This window comes from Agromyces molybdatiresistens, from assembly GCF_052748445.2.
On sequence record NZ_CM188258.1, the window covers coordinates 1,851,178 to 1,870,349 of the forward strand.

The window sequence follows — 19,172 nt, forward strand, 5'->3', positions numbered from 1 at the left end:
CTCACCCAGCCAGCACGGGGAGGATCTCCGGCAGGTTTGGCACGTGCTGCCAGGGGCGCTCGTTCGGCTCGTCCAGGCCGGAGGCGAGCCAGCCGACGAGCCCGACGAGCTCCGTGGCGGTCAGGGAACGGCGGCGCACGTCGAAGTGGAGCATGATGCTGCGCTCCATCGTGGTCGGTCCGATCGCGCCGATCTCCTCGTGCGCTCGCTCGCAGGTCGGGCAGAGGTAGCCCGCGAGGAGTTCTGGCGACGGTCGTCCACCGATTGCAGTGGGGCTGGCCGTGGCTGGAGTCCACAGGCCGGCCGCCTGCGACGGGAGCGCTGAAACGGTCTCGACGCCGCAGAGCATGCACCCGCCCCCGATCGGCGGCGAGTAGGGCAGCGGGCGCTCCACGCGGGCGTTGAGCAGCCCTGCGAACGCCTTGCGGAGGTCGTGCCACTGCCAGTCGGTGACATGGCCCCAGGGCTGCGAGGGAGCTTCGCCCTCGTTCGCGTCCTTTGTCCGTACGGGCGAGTACCGGGCAGCCCATCGGGCGGCAACACCGGCCGCGGTCATGTGTTCCACGAGCAGCCTCAGGCTTCCGTCGGTATGGATCGGGAGGTTCCGCTTCAGCGCGTCGAGCGCGTTGAGTGCGGCCTCGACGCGGTGCGTGCCCACGCTGCGGCTGCCCATCTGGGCCTGCACTCGCGGGTGCGCGTCGAGCAGGCTCGCGGCGCGGTCGTGCACCTCGCGGCAGTGTTCGCAGCGGGTCAGGGTGACGGTCTGAGGAGCGCGCGGCCTGGGGTCGTCCAGCGCCGCCCAGTGCCAGCCGTCGAAATCGACCCGCTCGGCGTGCGGCGGCGCCACGGCCTGGCCGCACGCGAGGCAGGCGAGGTCATCGGCCCCGAGGGGCACGGTGGTCGTGATCGTCATGGGGACGGTGTTGGTCATGGCTCCTCGCTCAGAATCGCTGGGTGCGGCCGCGGTGGCGGCGCGCACGGGTCTCGGTGTTCAGTTCCGGCACCGCCCGCATGAGGGCCTTCACGGCCTGGTACTCCTCGCGCGACAGGATCACCGACCCCTCGGGGATCGTGGGCGCGGGCGGAGGCAGGGGAGGCGGCGGCTCGGGCTTCCGCCTCGGCTTCAGGTTCGGTTTCGGCAGCGGCTTGGAAGTCGGAGGCTCCGGCGGGGGAGGCGGATCCCAGCGGGTCGCCGCCTCGCGTCGGATGGCTTGGGCACGATTTCGAGCGTCCTGCGCCACCTCCCACGGGCTCGGCTCGTACCTCATCGCTGTGCCGCCTCGTGGATCAGCGCCGCGATGCGCGCCCGCTCCGCCGATCGCCGCGCGGCCCGACGAGCGAGCCAGCGCCGCCGGACAGCACGCGCGCGGCGCTCGGCCGCAGTGCGTTCGCGCTTGGCACGGGTGGTCACCTCATGCTCGATGCGGGCTAGGCAGACCCAGCCCCATTCGTGGGCGGCGTCCGGCGGCGTACACGGCACGCCGACCTGGGCCTGCCAATGCAGCCGGTCGGGGCAACGCACCTGCAGCGCGAGGTCGAGCGCCCGGCGCTGAGCTGCCCTCGCGTCGAGCGCAGGACTCGGCGGCGTCGGCCCCTCCGCAGGCCCTGCGCGCCACTGCGCAGCCGTGGACAGGCGCGCGGCTTCGGGTGCTACACGAGTACCACGGAGATCCGGGACGGCTCTGGCGGGCGCTGAGCGGAACACGCTGGCGGTCGGTTCGACAGAGGGCATGAGGGGCGGTCCAATCTCTCGGCCCGGCCCTACTGCCAGCAGCGACGCCCGGAGGCGTATATTAAGAAGCGTACTACGGATGCATCTGGAAGATGTAGTGCAGCTACAAGGAGAGGTCACTCAATGGAGCACGAGCCGCACGCCCAGCACCGGTATGGTCAGGCCAGCGCCAACCCGATCGTGTCAGCCGTCCAGCACATCCGTACGGTGCAGGCCGACCTTACGCCGCGCCAGCGCGATATCCGCGACGCGCACCTGCGACAGGTCGACGCCCTCGTCGCATCGGGGGCGTTCTCGCTCGCGCCCCGCGTCTAGTCGAGCCCGCCGCCCAGTCCCGTCCCGTCCTGCCCGTCCTGTCCTGACGTGCACCCTTCGGGTGCACAGGTCAGGACGGGACAGGTCAGGACCGGACCGGGCGGCTCACGACTCGCTGCGGCGTCGAGCGGCCTCGATCGCGTTCTTGGGCGGATGCCCGGCGATCGCCTTCGCTCGTTCCCAGGCGCCGCGTGAGGTCAGCGCGTCGGCGATGTCGTGCTGGTCCAGCCACGTCCGGGTGCTCTGCTGCGTCCAGCCTTCCGCGGGCGCCCCGGGCGAGCTCCGCGCCTTCCGCGGCGGTGCCTGTGCGAGCATCCTGCGAGCCCACTCCACGCGGCTCTCGATCGCGTCCTGACGGCGGTGCAGCGGGACGTCGCCGTACTCCTCGCTCGCCTCGGCGGTGTGCTCTACCCACCACTTGGCCGTGGCAAGCAGGCTCAGCTGCTCGAACTGCCGGATGACAAAGGAAAGCGGCGAGTAGCTGCCGCCCTCGAACTCGTCTCCCTCGTCCGAGATCGCCACGTCGGGTCCGAGATCGTGGGGCGTCCAATGTTCCAGGCTCTCCTCTCCGACCAAGCATCTCGGGCACGTCAGCAGCCACCGCTCGAGTCCGCTCTGTGAGCACTCCACGCACGGCGACTCGGGGTCGAGACTGATCCAGCCGTCGTCTTCCACGAGAAGCCAGACCTTCGCGAAGTCGTGCCGGTCCGGCGTTCGGTGCTCGTACGGGCAAGGCATCTCGATAACGAGGGGCAGCTTCTTCGGCCATTTGGTCCCGCGGCTCCACGCCCTGGCGTTGTCGGCCTTCACGCCGGCCTCTCTAAGGCCAGCGATCCACGCGTCAACCACCATCTGGGCCTTGAGCGGCTTGCTCAGCCGACTGAGGTTCACGGCCCACTCGATCAGTGCTGTCTCCACCGCCTCCAGCGCCGCGCTCATGATGTCGCCTCCGTCATCGTCTCGTCCCACAGTGCGGGCTGGACGTGCAGGGCGGCGAGTCCGGCCACGATCTTCCGCGGCGTCATCGCCTTGTTGGAGGCGGCCTCCTGCAACTCGCGGAGCCGCTTGTGCCGGTGGCTGTTGAATGCAGCCCGGCAGGGATTGCCGCAGAAGAGCTTCTTGCCGCCCTTGTTGGCATGGAACGGCTCGCCGCACCACTGACAGCGATACCGCCGCGCTGTGCGCCACTCGTCCTGACCGACCATCAGCGTGCCTTCTCACTCGCGAGGCTCAGAAGCACGGCCACCCGCGTGGACTGGGCGTCGGTGAGCGGGACGTCGTTCTGGGCGTCCCGCTGGCCCAACTCGAACGGCGTCATCGGCTGCGCGCTCATCGGTCGCCGCCGTCGGTGGGGCGGACGATCTCGGCCCGAGCAGGGAGGTTGACGATCTTCGCTTCCGGCCCGAGCGTGCCAAAGCCACGACGCACTGCTGTCGGCGGCAGTTTGGCGAGGGCTTCGGCTGCCTCGTCGAGGTCCACGAGATAGCCGCGAGTGCCAGGGCGCTTGTAGACGGGGAAGTAGCCCTTGCCAGCCTGATTGCGGACGGTCCGCTCGCTGGTGCCTTCCTGCTTGGCGAGCTGTTCGAACGTGCCGAACCGACGGGGGAGGGGACTAGGGATGGACGGGGACATGCGGATACTCCTCAAGAGAGAGGTTTCGTATCCGTCGTTCTCGTGCCGATCTGAGAGCGACCGCTAGGCGGGTCGATGCTGTCATGCACGTCGTGTCCCTGGTCCCGAGCGCACTGACGGCATCACCCCGGGGGGAGTGGACTCAGCCCGGTACGGGCTTCATCCACCTTTCGATTATCTCATGTTTCAAGTGGAGATTGAAGGTTCGCAGATGGTCATGTGCCGCTTCGTACGTACCTTGCAAGGCCCGGTTTCCATGTTGCGTCTCAACATCATGCAAGGCACGCACGAAGCGGCACATGACCATCTTCGCCTCGTGCCTGTTTCTCACCGCGGGTCGCACGCGCGATGCGTGCCTCGCCCGTCTGTGCGGATTGCTTGCTTCAGCGCATAAATTCTTTAGCTTGCGTTCGCTCGCGCTATCGGAACCCACCGACACTGTGTCACGCAGAGAAACCCTGTGAAGTACCAAGATTTTGGATGGAACCGAAGCACTTTTCGTATCCCCTTCATGTCACCTGGGTGCCATGGGGCGTTACCTGGGTGTCATGACATGACACGTTGGTGTCACGTTGGCCCGGCCAGGCAGGGAGCCGTTGGATCCGCCGGATCCACGGGATCCTGTGGATCCACGGGGTCGTGATCGTGAATTTCAATAACTTAGACGCCTGGGTCGCAGCGGCAGGGTGTACAATGAGAGGTACAGGCCGTTCACGTCACGGAAGGAGGCCCAAATGGGATTCGAGGTCTTCGACAAGCGCATGGCGCCGCTCGCCAAGGCGCCGAGCGTGACCATTCAGAAGCGCGGCATCTTCTCGATCAACAAGGCGGCGCACAAGCTGATCGGCGAGGCCGAGTCCGTGGAGTTGCTGTTCGACCGCGAGGAAAACATCATCGCGCTCCGTCCTTCACAAGAGCCCCACGCGTACCAGATCCGACCGGCGTCGAACCGCGACACCGGGCAGATGATCATGTCGGCCACGGCCTTCACGCAGTACTACGACATCGACACCACCGTCAGCCGAAGGTACAAGCCCATCGAGCGGGACGGGATGCTGTGGGTCGATCTGAACGGGCCCAGTGCCGAGGTCGTTGGCAACCGTGCCAAGCGAGAGGAGCATGACGCTCCGGACAATTAAAGACTTCTGGCCTGACACCGTTGGCGCGGTATCAGGCCAGAGCCGGCCCGAAGGCGCGGCGGTTGACTTGCCTAGTCACCTCAGCGTACAGAAGTTTCCTGAGACATCCAGCCTCTGCTTCTCCCAAGGGCCACCACTTGAGAGAAATGAGGTACCCCATGAGGGTCATCACCAGCTACTACGGGATCACTGGACCCGTGCCGTTCGTGGATGTCGACGTCACCGCCGACAACCCCCTCTACCTGGACCCCCACGCCATCAGGCTGCTCCGCGGTCCGAACCCGTACGCGGCGGCAGCCGTCGAGTGCATGGACACCTTCCTGCACGAGGTGACGTCTTGCGTGATCGGTGGGCCGTCGTTCCACCGTCGTGGCAAGGATCTGCTCCAGCACTTCGTCGAGCCGTGGGAGACGCGCCTCGGAATGTCCGAGGAGGGGTTCCGCGGACATGGGGGTGCCGAGGTGGTCGGCGAGTGGATCTGGAACACCGTGACCGGGGACGTGGAGGCCCTCGTTCGCATCGGTGCCCTGCGGCAACTCGAAGATCTGCCTCTCTTCGTCAAGGGCATCGACCGGGACATCACGTCTGACGTGACCACGCGCATCGTGTTCGCACCGCTCGCCCGGTTCACGGAGGAGATGCTGGCGACTTACCCCGAGTTCTCGTCTGCGGGCCACACGACCAAGTCGTATCGTCGGCAGGTTTGGAACCCGGTCCTGCGCGAATGGGACGTCGAGGAGTTCACCCTCCCGGTGGCCAACGGGAAGCCCCTTCTGCTCGTCCCGAAGGGCTGGGCGCGTCCGACGCTCCTCATGTCGGCGACCCGGTACTACGAGACCACGGTCCTGTCCTTCGCGCAGCTCGAGCAAGCCGTGGTCACGTCGGATGGGAAGCTCCTGAAGACCCCGAAGGACAAGCTGAAGGTGCAGCCCGGGCTCGAGCGCGGGCGTGGGACCATCCTCCGCGTCACCAAGCGCGCCATCGAGACCGAACAGGATCTCATCCGCGCGTTCAAGGCGTTCGTGGACGCCCGCTTCGAAGCCGGGATCCGCGACGAGGAAGAGGCGGCCTAGGTTCTGGAGGGTGTCGCCGTGCGCTGCGCGGCGGCACCCCGTTCCGTCTTTCAGAGGCCCGTGCGCAGCGGACTTGGCATCGTCGACGCGTTGTGGCACTGCTTATGCGGCATGCATGGGCCAGAATCGCCGCATGGACTTCGTTGAGTGGCTCGAGTCGGTTAACTGGTGGGACGTCATCAAGGATGTCCTGCTGCCTGCACTGGGCATCCTGATCCCGACCTCCATCGCGATCTACCTTGCCCGCAACGAGCGTGTGGCCGCCGAGCGGAGCCACGCTATCGAACGTCGCCTGGCCGCCGGATCCGAGATCCTTCGTGTGTTGTCGCGAATGGTGACGATGAACGGTGTAGCCGAGCCGATGCGGGACACCCTTCGAGACCTGCGCGGCAGCGTGGCGGTGTTTCGAGCCTCCTCAGGTAAGGAAGTGCTGGCGGGCGACTGGTTGGCGCTGCAGTACCAACAAGGCGTATGGCTGTGGTCGGTGGCCATGCACACGATTGACGAAAGCGGAGGGCCCGGTGCCCTTGGGGATGATGAACTAGACAGCATCATGTCTCCGCCCCGCACATGGGCGCAAACCACGCTCGAGACCTTCTCCGGATGGCTCAGCGGCAATCTGGGCGATCAGGTGCTGGTGAAGCAGGGCGCGGATATTGTCGCTCGGCTCGGCGTGCCCAAGACACTCGCCGACATAACGCTGTCCTGAAGTGGTAGAACCGACACCCGACAGTTGCGGCACCGATTCCTTCCCGAGGGACCGCTGACGCAGCGTGTGCCGCACGACGGGCAATCGGGCTCTGTGGGGGCCAAGTCGTCGAGCATCTAGCGATCCTTCCATGCGAGCGAAGGCTCATGTGAGCAAGCGGCAAGACCGTGGATAGATGCCAATGGATGGCGCAAAGCGTTCCCGACATCGAACTCGCCGGATCCATGGCAAGGCCTCCGGTTATGCGTAGCGTTAGGCCTCCGCAATGCGTGACAACCGCAGCCGCTCCGGCGTCCACACACGCTTGATTTCCACGCGAGGAAGCACGTCTATGCGGTACAGGGCAGCCACAACGGCGCGCTGAATGTCGATGGGCGCGTCGAGAAAAGCCTGTCCCGGGTCGGAAGAGCGGAGGATCGGAGAGGCTGTCGAGCGCTGCACCGCGCGAGAAAGGCGGGCGTCGACCTCGGCGAGTTCCGCCGCCACCTTCGCAGTGGACTTCTGCCACAGCGACGCGGGGATCCTTCCCGCGCTGTAGTCCTCCTCGAATTGCGCGAGACGCGCAGCCAGGACGGTGCGTTCGGTCCGATCCGCCGCGATGCGGGGGTCGCTTGGGTGCAGCCTCGCGATCACGTCGGGGTCGCGCACGAGCTCTGAAACCCTGCCGCGGACGTACTCGTCGGTCGGCTCGCACGAAATGGTGAGGTGGTTCGCCGCCGAGCAGCGGTAGTGGTACTTCCTCGCACGCCCGCCGTGCGAGCCCTTCGATGATCCCGTGCCGCCGTGGCCCTGCGGACGCAGCACTGCGCCGCATCCATCGATGCCGCACCGATAGATACCCGAGCCGAGCCAGTGTGCCTGAGTGCCCGCATGCTTGCGCCGTGCGGGATCGAGGAAGAGCGCCACGAGGGCTCGCCACTCCTCCTCGGGCACGATGGCAGGCCACGCGGCCTTGCCGACCTCTTCGTAGTCGTGCGTGCGCCCTGTGCCTGTCGATCCCTTCGGCTTGCCCGGCAGACCGTGCGCGAGGATGCCAGCATTCCTTGGGCGCATGAGCACGTCGCGAAGACGGTTCACGTTCCACTCCCGGCCCTTGGACGTCTTCAATCCGCGCTCGTTCCACTCGTGCGCGATCGAGCGCAGCGAACGCCCGGCGAGCACGGCTCGCGCGGCGTCGAGCACGGCTGCCGCTTCTCCGGCGCGCACCGTCACGCCGTCCTTCTCATAGCCGAAGGGGCGTTGGCCGCCGCGATACTTCCCGGCGCCGGCCATCTGCTCGCGGCTTCGCTTGATCCGGTCGCGCGTGTTGTCGACCTCGGCGCGAGCGGCTGCGCCGAGCATGCGCGCGACCATGCGGCCGCTCGCTGTTGACAGGTTGAGGTCGCCAGCCTTTACCGTCTGCACGGCGAGATTGTGCGTCTCCGCGAGCGTGATGAACTCCTCAAGCTCGACCGGTCGGCGGTGCAGGCGGTCGGTGTGCCACGCGATCACGCCGCGGACCTCGCCACCGCGGATCGCGTCGAGCATCGCCCGATACTGCGGTCGCGGAGCGCCCGAATAGGCGCTGATGTCGTTGTCGACGTAGACAGCTACCACGTCCCACCCGAGCCGGTCCGCGAGCAGCCTGCAGTCCGCTTCCTGCCGTTCGACACCAAGACCGGCACCCTCGCGGTCCTTCGAGATTCGGGCGTAGATCGCAGCGGGCACTTGATCCGACATCAGTCGGCAGCCCATTCGATCTTGCCGCCCGGGACGATGTAGCCCTCTTCGATGGCCGCTCGAACGCTCGGGAGTCGTGTTACCTGAACGAACCAATTGTCCGCCCCGTAGTGGCTGCCGTGCAATCGATCAGCCCGGCGGTAGGACTCAAGGACACGCTCAGCCGCCGCCTTCGTCGACAACGAGGCGAAGATCTTGTAGCGCCCGTCGGACGTCGGTTCGACCACCAGGTAGACCAGGGGCGACAGTGGGTACTTATTGAGGACTGCCATATGTCAATTTTACAGTTTTGCCCTCGCGCAGCGCATCATCGACTGGCGCGAGGCGAACGGGCCGTTCACCGAGGTGTCGCAGCTGATGGAGGTGGCCGGCATCGGGGACGCCGTGTACTCGGGCCTCGTCGACCTCGTGAGCCTCTGAGTGCGCGGTCACGATCTCCGACTGCTCGCGCCCGCCGCCGCGGCATGGTTCGCCGGTTGGGTCTCGACGACCGCACCCGACGCCGGCATCCCCTCGTGGGCCGTCCCGGCCGTGTGCTGGGCAATCGCCGGTGCCGCGCTCGTCGCCGCGGTGCTCCGGCGCGCGGGGCCCCGCGGCACCGACGTGACGGCGGGCTGCCGTGCGCGGGCCTACAGGCGGTCGGCGGTCGCGGGGCTGCTGCTCGCGGCGACCGCGTGCGGGCTGGTCGCGACGTCTGCCTGGGTCGCGATCGAGCGGCGTGAGCCCGGCGTCGTCGTCGCCGCGGCGGCCTCGCGCGAGGTCGTCCGGGCGACCGTGCGGCTCGACGCCGCGCCGCGTCGTGCGAGCCCCGCGGCCTGGTCGGGCGAGGGCCGCCTCCGCGCAGCCGCCACCCTGGTCGAGCTGACGGGCACGTCGACGCAGGCCCGGTCGGTCGCCGTCGACGGCGGGGCCGTCCGGCTCGACCTCTCGTTCCCCGACACCGGCGACGCGCTCGGATTCGGATCGACCGTCGTGGTCGAGGGCCGGCTGTCCGAGCTCCCCGCCGCCTCCCGCGCCGCCTTCCGATTGAACGCGAGTGCGATCGCCGAGGCGTCGCCGGCCCCGCCCTGGCTCGCCTGGACGCATCCGCTCCGCGAGCGGCTCGCCGAGGCATCCGCCCGTCTCGGCGGCGACGGCGGCGCGCTCGTGCCGGGACTCGCGATCGGCGACACCTCGCGTGTCACCGAGGACCTGCACGGCGCGATGACGACCGCGTCCCTCACGCACCTCACCGCCGTGTCGGGCGCGAACTGCGCGATCATCACGGCCGCGACGTTCTGGGCCGCGGGGCTCTCGGGCCTGCCGCGCGCGGCCCGCGTGATCGCGGCGCTCGCGACGCTCGCCGGGTTCGTCGCGCTCGTGACCCCGGAGGCGAGCGTCGTACGGGCCTCGGCGATGGCCGTCGTCGTGCTCGTCGCGTGCGCGACCGCGCGGGCGGCGGGCGGGGTGCCCGCACTGGGCCTCGCAGTGATCGCGCTCCTCGCGCTCGATCCCTGGTACTCGGCGGACGCGGGATTCGCTCTGTCCGCGTGCGCCACGGCGGGCCTCGTACTCCTGTCCGGCCCGCTCTCGCGCCTGCTCTCGCGATGGATGCCGCGGCCGCTCGCCGCGGTCGTCGCGATCCCGCTCGCCGCGCAGCTCGCCTGCCAGCCAGTGCTCGTCGTGCTCGAGCCGATCATCCCGGTGTACGGGGTGCCCGCAAACCTGCTCGCGGCGCCGGCGGCGCCGATCGCGACGATGGCCGGGCTCATCGGGTGCCTGCTCCTGCCGGTGCTTCCGTCGGCCGGGCTCGCCGCGCTGCAGGTGGCCTGGCTTCCGGCATCGTGGATCGCGCTCCTGGCCCGCGGCGTCGAGCGGATGCCGCTCACCGGCGTGCCGTGGCCGCCCGACCTGCCCGGCGCACTGCTCGCGGCGATCGCGATCGGCGCCGGTCTCGTGGTCGCGTTCGGTGCCCGCCCGCGTGGCGGCCACGGCGCGCGGACGATCCGGGGCGTCGCTGCCGTCATCCTCTGCCTGAGCCTCGGCGTCCCGCTCGGCCTCGCGGCCGGCCCGCCGCTGTTCGCGAGTGCGGCACGGCCCGCGGACTGGGACGTCTGGCAGTGCGACGTCGGACAGGGCGACGCCGTGCTCGTGCGGACCGGTGGCGCGACGCTCCTGGTCGATGCCGGCCCGGATCCGGCGGCGCTCGACCGCTGCCTGGTGGGCGCGGGCGTCGACCGCATCGATCTCCTCGTCCTCACGCACTGGGACGCCGACCACGTGACGGGCACGTCGGCGCTCGCCGGGCGCGTGGACGCCGTGCTGCACGGCCCGCTCGACGGGACGCGCTCCGCGCGGGCGCTCGCCCCGCTCGTCGACGGCGGGGCGGCGCACACCGAGGTCGCGACGGGCGCCACCGGAACGCTCGGCGACGCGCGATGGCGGGTCGTGTGGCCGCGCGCCGGCGCCGTGCCGGGCAACGACGCGAGCGTCGTGCTCGACCTCGTGACCCCCGACTACCGGGCGGTCTTCCTCGGCGACCTCGGCCGCGACGCGCAGGATGCGATGCGGCGCGCGACGGAGCTCGGAGCGGTCGACCTCGTGAAGGTCGCGCACCACGGCAGCGCCGACCAGAGCGCCGAGCTCTACGGGGAGCTCGCGGCCCCGGTCGGGCTCATCGGCGTCGGCGCGGACAACGGGTACGGGCACCCGACCTCGTCGCTGCTCGGACTGCTCGAGGAGGCGCGCACGACGCCGGTCCGCAGCGACGCCTCGGGGGCGTCGGCGCTCCGGGCCGTGCCGGGCGGGTTCGAACTGTGGACCGAGCGGGCGCTGGGTGTCGGCGGGCCTCCGTAGACTGGACGGGCACGACGGAAGGAGAGCCGTGGCGGCACGCTCGGGCACCGGCAGGTCGAAGACCGCGATCCCGCAGCTGGGATGGAGCGAGGTTCGGCCCGCGCCGATCGTGCTCGTCTCGGGCGGTGAGGATGTGCTCGCCGAGCGCGCGCTCACCATGCTGCGCGAGACGCTCCGCGCCGACGACCCGGCGCTCGAGGTGAGCGACCTCGAGGCCGACGGCTACACCCGGGGCACGCTCCTGACGCTCGCGAGCCCGTCGCTGTTCGGCGAGCCGCGCCTGATCCGGGTCACCGGCGTCGAGAAGTCGAGCGACGAGTTCCTGCTCGACGCACTCGAGTACCTCTCCGCACCCGCCGAGGGCACGACCGTCGTGCTCCGTCACCGCGGCGGCAACCGCGGCAAGAAGCTCCTCGACGCCGTCCGCGGCGGTGAGGGAGACGGCATCGAGGTGGCCTGCGCCGAGCTCAAGCGCGACGCCGACAAGCAGGACTTCGCCGCCGCCGAGTTCCGGCTCGCGGGCCGGCGGATCGCGCCGGCCGCGCTCCGCGCGCTCGTCGGCGCGTTCAGCGACGACCTCGGCGAACTCGCCGCGGCGTGTCGCCAGCTCATCGCCGACGCCGCGGGCGACATCGACGAGGCGGCCGTCCGCACGTACTACGGCGGCCGCGTCGAGACCAACGCGTTCGAGGTCGCCGACGCCGCGATCGCCGGCCGTCACGGCGATGCGCTGATCGCGCTCCGCCACGCGCTCGACTCCGGGGCCGACCCGGTGCCGATCGTCGCGGCCTTCGCGATGAAGATCCGGACGATGGCGAAGGTTGCAGGCTCGCGAGGCGCGCCCGCGTCGGCGCTCGGCCTGGCGCCGTGGCAGGTCGACCGCGCCCGCCGCGACCTCGGCGGCTGGAGCGACGAGGGGCTCGGCGTCGCCGTGCAGGCGCTGGCCGCCGCCGACGCCGCCGTGAAGGGCGCCGAGCGCGACCCGGTGTTCGCCCTCGAGCGACTCGTCGGCATCATCGCCGCACGCGGGCGCGCGCTCGCCTGACCCGCTCGGGTCGGACCGGGTCGCTCCCCGGTCCGCTCCACCACCCGCGCCGGAAACGACGAAGGCCCCGCACCTCCCGGTGCGGGGCCCTCGAACGACACTCGGGTCAGAGCGCGGCGACCTGCTTCGCGATGGCCGACTTGCGGTTCGCGGCCTGGTTCTTGTGGATGACGCCCTTGCTCGCGGCCTTGTCGAGCTTGCGGTTCGCGACGCGGAGGGCAGCGGTGGCCTTCTCCTTGTCGCCCTCGGCGATGGCCTTGCGGGTGGCGGTGATGACGGTCTTGAGCTCGCTCTTCACGGCCTTGTTGCGCTCCTGCGCCTTCAGGTTGGTGCGGATGCGCTTGATCTGCGACTTGATGTTTGCCACGTGGTTCGTCTTTCGTGTGTTCTGCGGGTACCGGAGTTGCCGCAATCGGTAGAGGGGCCGTCGCGGCGCATCGTGCGGGGTGGGACCCACACGCAAGCCAACAGGCAACGATACCAGCATCGACACGGCGGTGCCAAAGCGCGAGGCGCGTCGCGATGCGGGAGTCAGGATCGTGCGGTCGCCCGGTCCGGACCGACCCCGCGACGCAGCTCCCGCAGCTCCAGCTCGGCCACGGCGCCGAGCACCGCCGCGGCGAAGGCGTCCGGCCGGGCGAGGCTCACGAGGTGGGTGGCGCCCTCGACGTGCACGAGCCGTCCGTCGGCAGCGGCGCGGAGCATCCGCTTCTCCTCGAACCGGAAGTGGTCGAGGCTCCCGTTGACGAACCAGATCGGCACCTCGATCGCCGCGATCGACGACTCGAGGTCGAGTTCGCCGACCGCCCTGATCGCGGGGCGCATCACGTCGAGGGCGACGCCGCCGGCGATGATGTCGTCGACGGCCGAGGCGGGCAGGAAGAGCCGCGCCATCCGGTCGTTGAGGGCCCGGCCCCGGTCGGGGAGGCGTCCGATCGCGTCGGAGAGGCGCAGGTAGCCGTGCAGGCCGACGCCGCGCGGCCGGGTCCCGCACGAGGCGGCGACGAGGCCCTCGAGGCCATGCGGATGCCGCGCCGCGAACTCGATCGACAGGTACCCGCCGAGGCTCAGGCCGACGAGCAGTCGCGGCACGCCGGGCACCGGCTCGCCGAGCGCCGCGCCGATGGTCGCCACGGCGTCGTCGATCGTGAAGGGGTCGCCGAGGCGCGCGCCGTGCCCCGGGAGGTCGACCGGGACGACCTCCAGGTCGTGGCGCGCGAGACGCGTCACCTGGCCGCGCCACATCGTCGCCGACGTGCGGATGCCGTGGACGAGGACCACTCGCGCGCGCGGCATCCGTCAGCCCGCCCGGATGGCCCCGAGCTCGCGCGCCCGCGCGACCGCGGCCGTGCGGGAACCCACGCCGAGCTTGGTGAAGATGTGCACGAGGTGGGATTTCACGGTCGCCTCGCTGAGGAACAGCGACTGGCCGATCTCGCGGTTCGTCCGTCCGGCCGCGACGAGCGCGAGCACCTCGGCCTCCCGGACGGTCAGGCGCTGGTCGCCGCCGCGCTGGGACTCGTCGAGCCGGGAGGCGACGGCCGGCGCGAGCGCCGACTCGCCCGCGGCGGCCGCGCGGATCGCCGCGACGAGCTCGCCGGGCGGCGCGTCCTTCAGGAGGTAGCCGCTGGCACCCGCCTCGATGGCGCCGAGGATGTCGGCGTCGGTGTCGTAGTTCGTCAGCACGAGCACGCGCGGCGCGTCCGCCTGCGAGCGGATGCGGCGGGTGGCGTCCACGCCCTGCAGGGCGCCGGGGAACTGCAGGTCCATGAGCACGAGGTCGATGCCGGGTTCGGCGGCGAGACGGACGGCCTCCTCGGCGCTCGACGCCTCGCCGACGACGTGCAGGTCGTCCTCGGCCTCGAGCAGGGCGCGCATGCCGGCGCGCACGACCGGGTGGTCGTCGCTCAACAGGAGCCGGATCATGCCGGCACCACCGGGATCCGCACGGAGAGCGCTGTACCGCCACCCGGCGTCGACTCGACGTCGACCGTGCCGCCGAGGCTCTCCGCACGGCGGCGGATGGCGCGGAGCCCGAAGGACGGCGCGGACTCGTCGGCGCCCGAGAGCACCGACGGGTCGAACCCGACGCCGTCGTCGACCACGTCGAGCGCGACCTCGTCGCCGAGGTAGCTGAGGGTGAGTTCGGCCCGGCCCGCGTCGGAGTGCTTGACCACGTTCGAGAGCGATCCCTGCGCGATGCGCAGCAGCGTCGCCTCGATCGACATCGGCAGCGCGACGGGGACGCCGCTCATCGAGAACGCGATGCGGGTTCGCGTGCCCGACTGCGTCGCCTGCTCGTTGGTGGCCTCCGCCAGCCGGCGGAGCGCGCCGGGCAGCGTCTGCTCGTCGAGCGCGGGCGGCGTGAGCTCGCGGATGAACCGACGCGTCTCCTGCAGGTTGTCGGCGGCCGTCTCGCGGGCGAGGCGCAGCTTGTCGCGCGTGCCCTCGTCGGCGATGTCGCGCTCGGCGGCGTGCAGCAGCATCTGGATGCTCGAGAGCCCCTGCGCCACGGTGTCGTGGATCTCGCGGGCGATGCGCTCGCGTTCGGCGAGCGTGCCGGCCTCGCGGCTCGCCGCAGCGAGTTCCTCGCGGGTCGCGAGCAGGTCGATGATGAGCGACTGGCGCTCGCGCGTCTCGACCGCCATCGCGCGGTACCCCAGCCCGATGATCACGGCGACGCCCGCTGAGATGAGGGGGCCCACCACGCTGCCCACCTCGAACCCGAGCTGCGACGTCGAGCTCCAGACGCTGATGAGGAAGGTCACGGCGACGAGCGGGACCGCCCAGCGGGCGGGGAGGACGTGCAGTTCGAGGAAGAACAGCGGGAAGGCCAGGAACGCGGCGTCCGGGGTCAGCGCGCTGAGCCCGAGCCACAGCCCGAGCAGGATGATCAGCCACGCCGCGCGCATCCACGGCGTCACCACCTGGTGCGCGCTCACGACGCCGACGAGGTAGGCGCCGATGAAGGCGATCGAGAGGATCGAGATCGCGACGACCTGCTCGCCGCCGAGGATCACCGCCCGGGCGAGGACGAAGACCGTGAGGCCGACGACGAGGACGTGGAGGCCCACGCGGAGCGACGTGAACACGGGACGGAGCGCCGACGGCTGCACCCGTCCGACGAGTGGGGCATCGAGCACGGTCATGGTGCGTTTCAGCGTAGTCCGGCGCCCCTCGGGAGGCATCCGTCGAAAGTGCGATCGCCCGCATGGGAGAATCGACAGGATGTCTCCGAGAGCCGCCCACCCACCGGTGCCCGCCGCCACCGATCCCGCGCTGATCCGCAACTTCTGCATCATCGCGCACATCGACCATGGCAAGTCGACGCTGGCCGACCGCATGCTGCAGATCACCGGCGTCGTCGCCGACCGCGACATGCGCGCGCAGTACCTCGACCGCATGGACATCGAGCGCGAGCGCGGCATCACGATCAAGAGCCAGGCCGTGCGCATGCCCTGGGAGCTCGGCGGCACCGGGTACGCGCTCAACATGATCGACACCCCGGGCCACGTCGACTTCAGCTACGAGGTCTCCCGCTCCCTCGCCGCGTGCGAGGGCGCGATCCTGCTGGTGGATGCCGCGCAGGGCATCGAGGCGCAGACCCTCGCCAATCTCTACCTGGCGCTCGAGAACGACCTCGAGATCATCCCGGTGCTGAACAAGATCGACCTGCCCGCGGCCGAGCCCGAGAAGTACGCACGCGAGCTCGCCGACCTCATCGGCGGATCGCCCGACGACGTGCTCCGCGTGTCGGGCAAGACCGGCATGGGCGTCGAGGACCTGCTCGATCGCGTGGTCGAGCGCATCCCGGCGCCGACGGGGAATGCGGACGCCCCGGCGCGGGCGATGATCTTCGACTCCGTGTACGACAGCTACCGCGGCGTGGTCACCTACGTCCGCATGGTCGACGGCCGGCTGAACCCGCGCGAGCGGATCCAGATGATGTCGACGAAGGCGACGCACGAGATCCTCGAGATCGGCGTGAGCGCGCCGGAGCCGACGCCCACGAACGGCCTCAGCGTCGGCGAGGTGGGCTACCTCATCACCGGCGTGAAGGACGTGCGCCAGTCGAAGGTCGGCGACACCGTGACGACCGCGGTGAAGCCCGCGGCCGAGCCGCTCCCCGGCTACACGGAGCCGCTGCCGATGGTGTTCTCCGGCCTGTACCCGATCGACGGCAGCGACTACCCCGAGCTTCGCGAGGCGCTCGACAAGCTGAAGCTGTCCGATGCCGCGCTGGTCTACGAGCCCGAGACCTCGGTCGCCCTCGGCTTCGGGTTCCGTGCGGGCTTCCTCGGGCTGCTGCACCTCGAGATCGTCACCGAGCGACTGCGGCGCGAGTTCGGACTCGACATCATCAACACGGCGCCGTCCGTCGTCTACGAGGTCACCACCGAGGACCGGAAGACCGTCACCGTCACCAACCCGAGCGAGTTCCCGACCGGCGGCAAGATCGCCGAGGTGCGCGAGCCCATCGTGAAGGCCGCCATCCTCGCGCCGAAGGACTACGTCGGCACGATCATGGAGCTCTGCCAGTCGCGCCGCGGCACCCTGCTCGGCATGGAGTACCTCGGCGAGGACCGGGTCGAGATCCGCTACAACATGCCGCTCGGCGAGATCGTCTTCGACTTCTTCGACAACCTGAAGTCGAAGACCGCCGGCTACGCCTCGCTCGACTACGAGCCCGCGGGCGACCAGGCCGCCGACCTCGTGAAGGTCGACATCCTGCTGCAGGGCGAGCAGGTCGATGCATTCAGCGCGATCGTGCACCGCGACAAGGCGTACGCGTACGGGGTCCTCATGACGGGGCGCCTCCGCGAGCTCATCCCGCGCCAGCAGTTCGAGGTGCCGATCCAGGCGGCGATCGGCGCCCGCATCATCGCCCGCGAGTCGATCCGGGCGATGCGCAAGGACGTGCTGGCGAAGTGCTACGGCGGCGACATCTCGCGCAAGCGCAAGCTCCTCGAGAAGCAGAAGGAGGGCAAGAAGCGCATGAAGATGGTCGGCCGCGTCGAGGTCCCCCAGGAGGCGTTCATCGCCGCCCTGAGCGGGGAGACCGAGAAGAAGGACGCCAAGAAGTAGGGGGAACGATGACCCGTCGACGCACCTTCACCGACCAGTCCGTCACCTACGGCGCGATCGGCGCGACGCTCGACCCCGACCTGCTGCGCTATCCGCCGGAGGGGTTCACGCCGTCCGAGGACTCGGTCCGGCTCGGGTCCGGGCGTGAGCGCTTCGAATCGTCGGCCGACGCGCTCATGACGTGGGGCATCCAGCAGGGCGCGGGTTTCACGGTCGCGGACGCCGCACCGGGCACCGGCGCGCAGTACACCGGGATCGCGTACGACGAGGCCGGTGCACCGCTCGCCGAGCAGCCGGCGCCGCGCGTCGAGCAGCGCTTCGGTCCCGATGGCACGCCGTACATCAGTGCGGGGATGACGGCGACGCTGCAGCGCCGCGGCCGCCTCCGCACGCGATCCACGCCCGTGCTCGTCGTGTACGTCGTCGACGAGCCGAACCGGATCGGCTTCGCCTACGGCACGACCGGTGACGCGTCGGAGAACGGCGAGGAGTCGTTCATCCTCGAGCATCGCGACGACGACTCGGTGTGGCTCACGATCCGTTCGGCGTTCGAGCCGAACGGCGGCGTGCGCCGCGTGTTCGGTCCGCTCGTGCGCCGCCGGCGCCGCGAGCTGACCAGGCGCGAGCTGCGCGCCCTGCACCCCGCGTTCCCGGTCTGATGGCGGGGCCGCTCCCGCTCGGCGATCCGGCGCCGGCCGACGGACTGCTCCCCGAGAGCGCGACGACGGATGCCGCCTCCCGCGCCCTCGGCGTCTACCTGCACGTGCCGTTCTGCCGGGTGCGATGCGGCTACTGCGACTTCAACACGTACACCTCCGGGGAGCTCCGCGGCGCGCGCCGGGAGGACTTCGCCGATCAGGCCGCGGCCGAGGTCCGGTTCGCGCGCGACGTGCTCGCGAGATCCGGTGTCCCGGATCGGCCCGCCTCGACGGTCTTCTTCGGCGGCGGCACGCCGACGCTGCTGCCCGCCGCCGACCTGGTGCGGATGCTCGCGGCCGTCCGCGATGCGTTCGGCCTCGCCGAGCGTGCCGAGGTGACGACCGAGGCCAACCCCGACTCCGTCGACGCCGACGACCTGAGGAGGCTCGCCGACGGCGGGTTCACGCGCGTCTCGTTCGGCATGCAGTCGGCGGTCCCGCACGTGCTCGCCGCGCTCGACCGCACCCACGATCCGGCGCGCATTCCGCTCGTGGTCGGCTGGGCGCGCGACGCCGGGCTCGACGTGAGCCTCGACCTCATCTACGGCACGCCGGGGGAGTCGCTCGCCGACTGGCGGACGAGCCTCGACGCCGTGCTCGCCGAGCGTCCCGACCACGTGAGCGCCTACTCGCTCATCGTTGAGGACGGCACGCAGCTCGCACGACGCATTCGACGTGGCGAGCTCGCCGCCATCGACGACGACCTCGCCGCCGACATGTACGAGCTCGCCGACGAGGCGCTCGCGCAGGCCGGATACGAGTGGTACGAGGTGTCGAACTGGGCGACGGATGCCTCGCACCGATCGCGCCACAACCTGGGCTACTGGCGCGGGGACGACTGGTGGGGCGTCGGACCGGGCGCGCACAGCCACGTCGGCGGCGTGCGCTGGTGGAACGCCAAGCACCCCGCAGCCTACGCGGAGCGCCTCGCGGCCGGCGTCTCGCCGGCGGTCGGGCGCGAAACGCTCGACGCGCCCGCCCGTGAGACCGAGCGCGTGCTCCTCGCGACCCGCATCCGCGAGGGGATCGACGTCTCGAGCCTGCATTCCGGCGGCCGCCACGGCGTGGCGGGGCTCATCGCAGATGGGCTCGTGGACGCGCGAACCGCCCTCGCCGGGCGGCTGACGCTCACCCGGCGAGGGCGGTTGCTGGCGGACGCCGTCGTTCGACGACTGTTGGAGGACTGACCT

21 protein-coding genes are annotated in these 19,172 nt (G+C 70.3%); 10 read left to right on the forward strand and 11 right to left on the reverse strand.

What is annotated here, in order from left to right:
• Window position 1: 1 nt before the first annotated feature.
• Window positions 2-931, reverse strand: a complete 930-nt coding sequence (locus ACULK2_RS08520; protein WP_445969576.1) for a hypothetical protein — start codon at window positions 929-931, stop codon at window positions 2-4.
• A 924-nt stretch (window positions 932-1,855) separates the two neighbouring features.
• Between ACULK2_RS08520 and ACULK2_RS08525 the strand changes: the two genes are divergently transcribed.
• On the forward strand, window positions 1,856-2,047 hold the full coding sequence (locus ACULK2_RS08525; protein WP_445969575.1) for a hypothetical protein: 192 nt from the start codon (window positions 1,856-1,858) through the stop codon (window positions 2,045-2,047).
• Window positions 2,048-2,152: 105 nt separating this feature from the next.
• Here ACULK2_RS08525 and ACULK2_RS08530 read toward each other — a convergent pair whose 3' ends face one another.
• Genes ACULK2_RS08530 through ACULK2_RS08545 form a run of 4 tightly spaced genes read right to left on the reverse strand, consistent with a single transcriptional unit; the run spans window position 2,153 to window position 3,679 of the window.
• Window positions 2,153-2,986 carry a hypothetical protein gene (locus ACULK2_RS08530; RefSeq protein ID WP_445969574.1) on the reverse strand — a complete coding sequence of 278 codons (834 nt, stop codon included), beginning with the start codon at window positions 2,984-2,986 and terminating at the stop codon, window positions 2,153-2,155.
• Complete coding sequence (locus ACULK2_RS08535) at window positions 2,983-3,252, reverse strand: hypothetical protein (protein ID WP_445969573.1); 270 nt, start codon at window positions 3,250-3,252, stop codon at window positions 2,983-2,985. The genes ACULK2_RS08530 and ACULK2_RS08535 overlap by 4 nt, the downstream gene beginning before the upstream one ends.
• Entirely contained in the window at window positions 3,252-3,380 is a 129-nt protein-coding gene (locus ACULK2_RS08540; RefSeq protein WP_445969572.1) for a hypothetical protein, read from the reverse strand. Before ACULK2_RS08540 ends, ACULK2_RS08535 begins: the two co-directional genes overlap by 1 nt.
• Window positions 3,377-3,679 (reverse strand): hypothetical protein, encoded by a 303-nt coding sequence (locus tag ACULK2_RS08545; protein ID WP_445969571.1) that lies wholly within the window; start codon window positions 3,677-3,679, stop codon window positions 3,377-3,379. Before ACULK2_RS08545 ends, ACULK2_RS08540 begins: the two co-directional genes overlap by 4 nt.
• Window positions 3,680-4,413: 734 nt before the next feature.
• Here ACULK2_RS08545 and ACULK2_RS08550 point away from each other — a divergent pair.
• The 3 genes from ACULK2_RS08550 to ACULK2_RS08560 all read left to right on the forward strand — a co-directional run bounded on the left by ACULK2_RS08550 (window position 4,414) and on the right by ACULK2_RS08560 (window position 6,600).
• Window positions 4,414-4,818, forward strand: coding sequence for a hypothetical protein (locus ACULK2_RS08550; RefSeq protein ID WP_445969570.1), 405 nt, complete (start codon window positions 4,414-4,416; stop codon window positions 4,816-4,818).
• Between the two features lie 158 nt (window positions 4,819-4,976).
• Window positions 4,977-5,891, forward strand: coding sequence for a DUF8370 family protein (locus ACULK2_RS08555; RefSeq protein ID WP_445969569.1), 915 nt, complete (start codon window positions 4,977-4,979; stop codon window positions 5,889-5,891).
• A gap of 133 nt (window positions 5,892-6,024) precedes the next feature.
• The gene (locus tag ACULK2_RS08560) at window positions 6,025-6,600 is read left to right on the forward strand and encodes a hypothetical protein (RefSeq protein WP_445969568.1); all 576 of its coding nucleotides are present in this window, start codon (window positions 6,025-6,027) and stop codon (window positions 6,598-6,600) included.
• Window positions 6,601-6,852: 252 nt separating this feature from the next.
• Here the strand turns inward: ACULK2_RS08560 and ACULK2_RS08565 are convergent, their stop codons facing one another.
• On the reverse strand, window positions 6,853-8,319 hold the full coding sequence (locus ACULK2_RS08565) for a recombinase family protein (RefSeq protein WP_445969567.1): 1,467 nt from the start codon (window positions 8,317-8,319) through the stop codon (window positions 6,853-6,855).
• Window positions 8,319-8,591, reverse strand: a complete 273-nt coding sequence (locus ACULK2_RS08570; RefSeq protein WP_445969566.1) for a hypothetical protein — start codon at window positions 8,589-8,591, stop codon at window positions 8,319-8,321. Before ACULK2_RS08570 ends, ACULK2_RS08565 begins: the two co-directional genes overlap by 1 nt.
• Between ACULK2_RS08570 and ACULK2_RS08575 the strand changes: the two genes are divergently transcribed.
• From ACULK2_RS08575 to holA, 3 genes are read left to right on the forward strand one after another with little or no spacing between them, the layout of a single operon-like run.
• Window positions 8,578-8,739: a ComEA family DNA-binding protein gene (locus tag ACULK2_RS08575; RefSeq protein ID WP_445969565.1), complete on the forward strand. Its 162-nt coding sequence runs from the start codon at window positions 8,578-8,580 to the stop codon at window positions 8,737-8,739. The genes ACULK2_RS08570 and ACULK2_RS08575 overlap by 14 nt on opposite strands.
• Entirely contained in the window at window positions 8,740-11,154 is a 2,415-nt protein-coding gene (locus ACULK2_RS08580; RefSeq protein ID WP_445969564.1) for a ComEC/Rec2 family competence protein, read from the forward strand.
• 28 nt (window positions 11,155-11,182) lie between these two features.
• A complete protein-coding gene (gene holA / locus ACULK2_RS08585; RefSeq protein WP_445969563.1) occupies window positions 11,183-12,199 on the forward strand; it encodes a DNA polymerase III subunit delta in 1,017 nt (338 codons plus the stop codon).
• Between the two features lie 106 nt (window positions 12,200-12,305).
• On the opposite strand, the gene rpsT is transcribed toward holA, so the two are convergent.
• The 4 genes from rpsT to ACULK2_RS08605 form a co-directional block, all read right to left on the reverse strand.
• Window positions 12,306-12,566, reverse strand: coding sequence for a 30S ribosomal protein S20 (gene rpsT, locus ACULK2_RS08590; RefSeq protein ID WP_166548528.1), 261 nt, complete (start codon window positions 12,564-12,566; stop codon window positions 12,306-12,308).
• A 164-nt stretch (window positions 12,567-12,730) separates the two neighbouring features.
• A complete protein-coding gene (locus ACULK2_RS08595; RefSeq protein ID WP_445969562.1) occupies window positions 12,731-13,495 on the reverse strand; it encodes an alpha/beta fold hydrolase in 765 nt (254 codons plus the stop codon).
• 3 nt (window positions 13,496-13,498) lie between these two features.
• Complete coding sequence (locus ACULK2_RS08600; RefSeq protein WP_445969561.1) at window positions 13,499-14,125, reverse strand: response regulator; 627 nt, start codon at window positions 14,123-14,125, stop codon at window positions 13,499-13,501.
• Window positions 14,122-15,348 carry a sensor histidine kinase gene (locus ACULK2_RS08605; RefSeq protein WP_445969560.1) on the reverse strand — a complete coding sequence of 409 codons (1,227 nt, stop codon included), beginning with the start codon at window positions 15,346-15,348 and terminating at the stop codon, window positions 14,122-14,124. The genes ACULK2_RS08600 and ACULK2_RS08605 overlap by 4 nt, the downstream gene beginning before the upstream one ends.
• Window positions 15,349-15,427: 79 nt before the next feature.
• Between ACULK2_RS08605 and lepA the strand changes: the two genes are divergently transcribed.
• Genes lepA through hemW form a run of 3 tightly spaced genes read left to right on the forward strand, consistent with a single transcriptional unit; the run spans window position 15,428 to window position 19,169 of the window.
• Window positions 15,428-17,284 (forward strand): translation elongation factor 4, encoded by a 1,857-nt coding sequence (gene lepA, locus ACULK2_RS08610; RefSeq protein ID WP_445969559.1) that lies wholly within the window; start codon window positions 15,428-15,430, stop codon window positions 17,282-17,284.
• 8 nt (window positions 17,285-17,292) lie between these two features.
• Window positions 17,293-17,943 (forward strand): DUF1990 domain-containing protein, encoded by a 651-nt coding sequence (locus ACULK2_RS08615; RefSeq protein WP_445969558.1) that lies wholly within the window; start codon window positions 17,293-17,295, stop codon window positions 17,941-17,943.
• The gene (gene hemW, locus ACULK2_RS08620) at window positions 17,943-19,169 is read left to right on the forward strand and encodes a radical SAM family heme chaperone HemW (protein WP_445969557.1); all 1,227 of its coding nucleotides are present in this window, start codon (window positions 17,943-17,945) and stop codon (window positions 19,167-19,169) included. The genes ACULK2_RS08615 and hemW overlap by 1 nt, the downstream gene beginning before the upstream one ends.
• The last annotated feature ends 3 nt before the right edge of the window (window positions 19,170-19,172 follow it).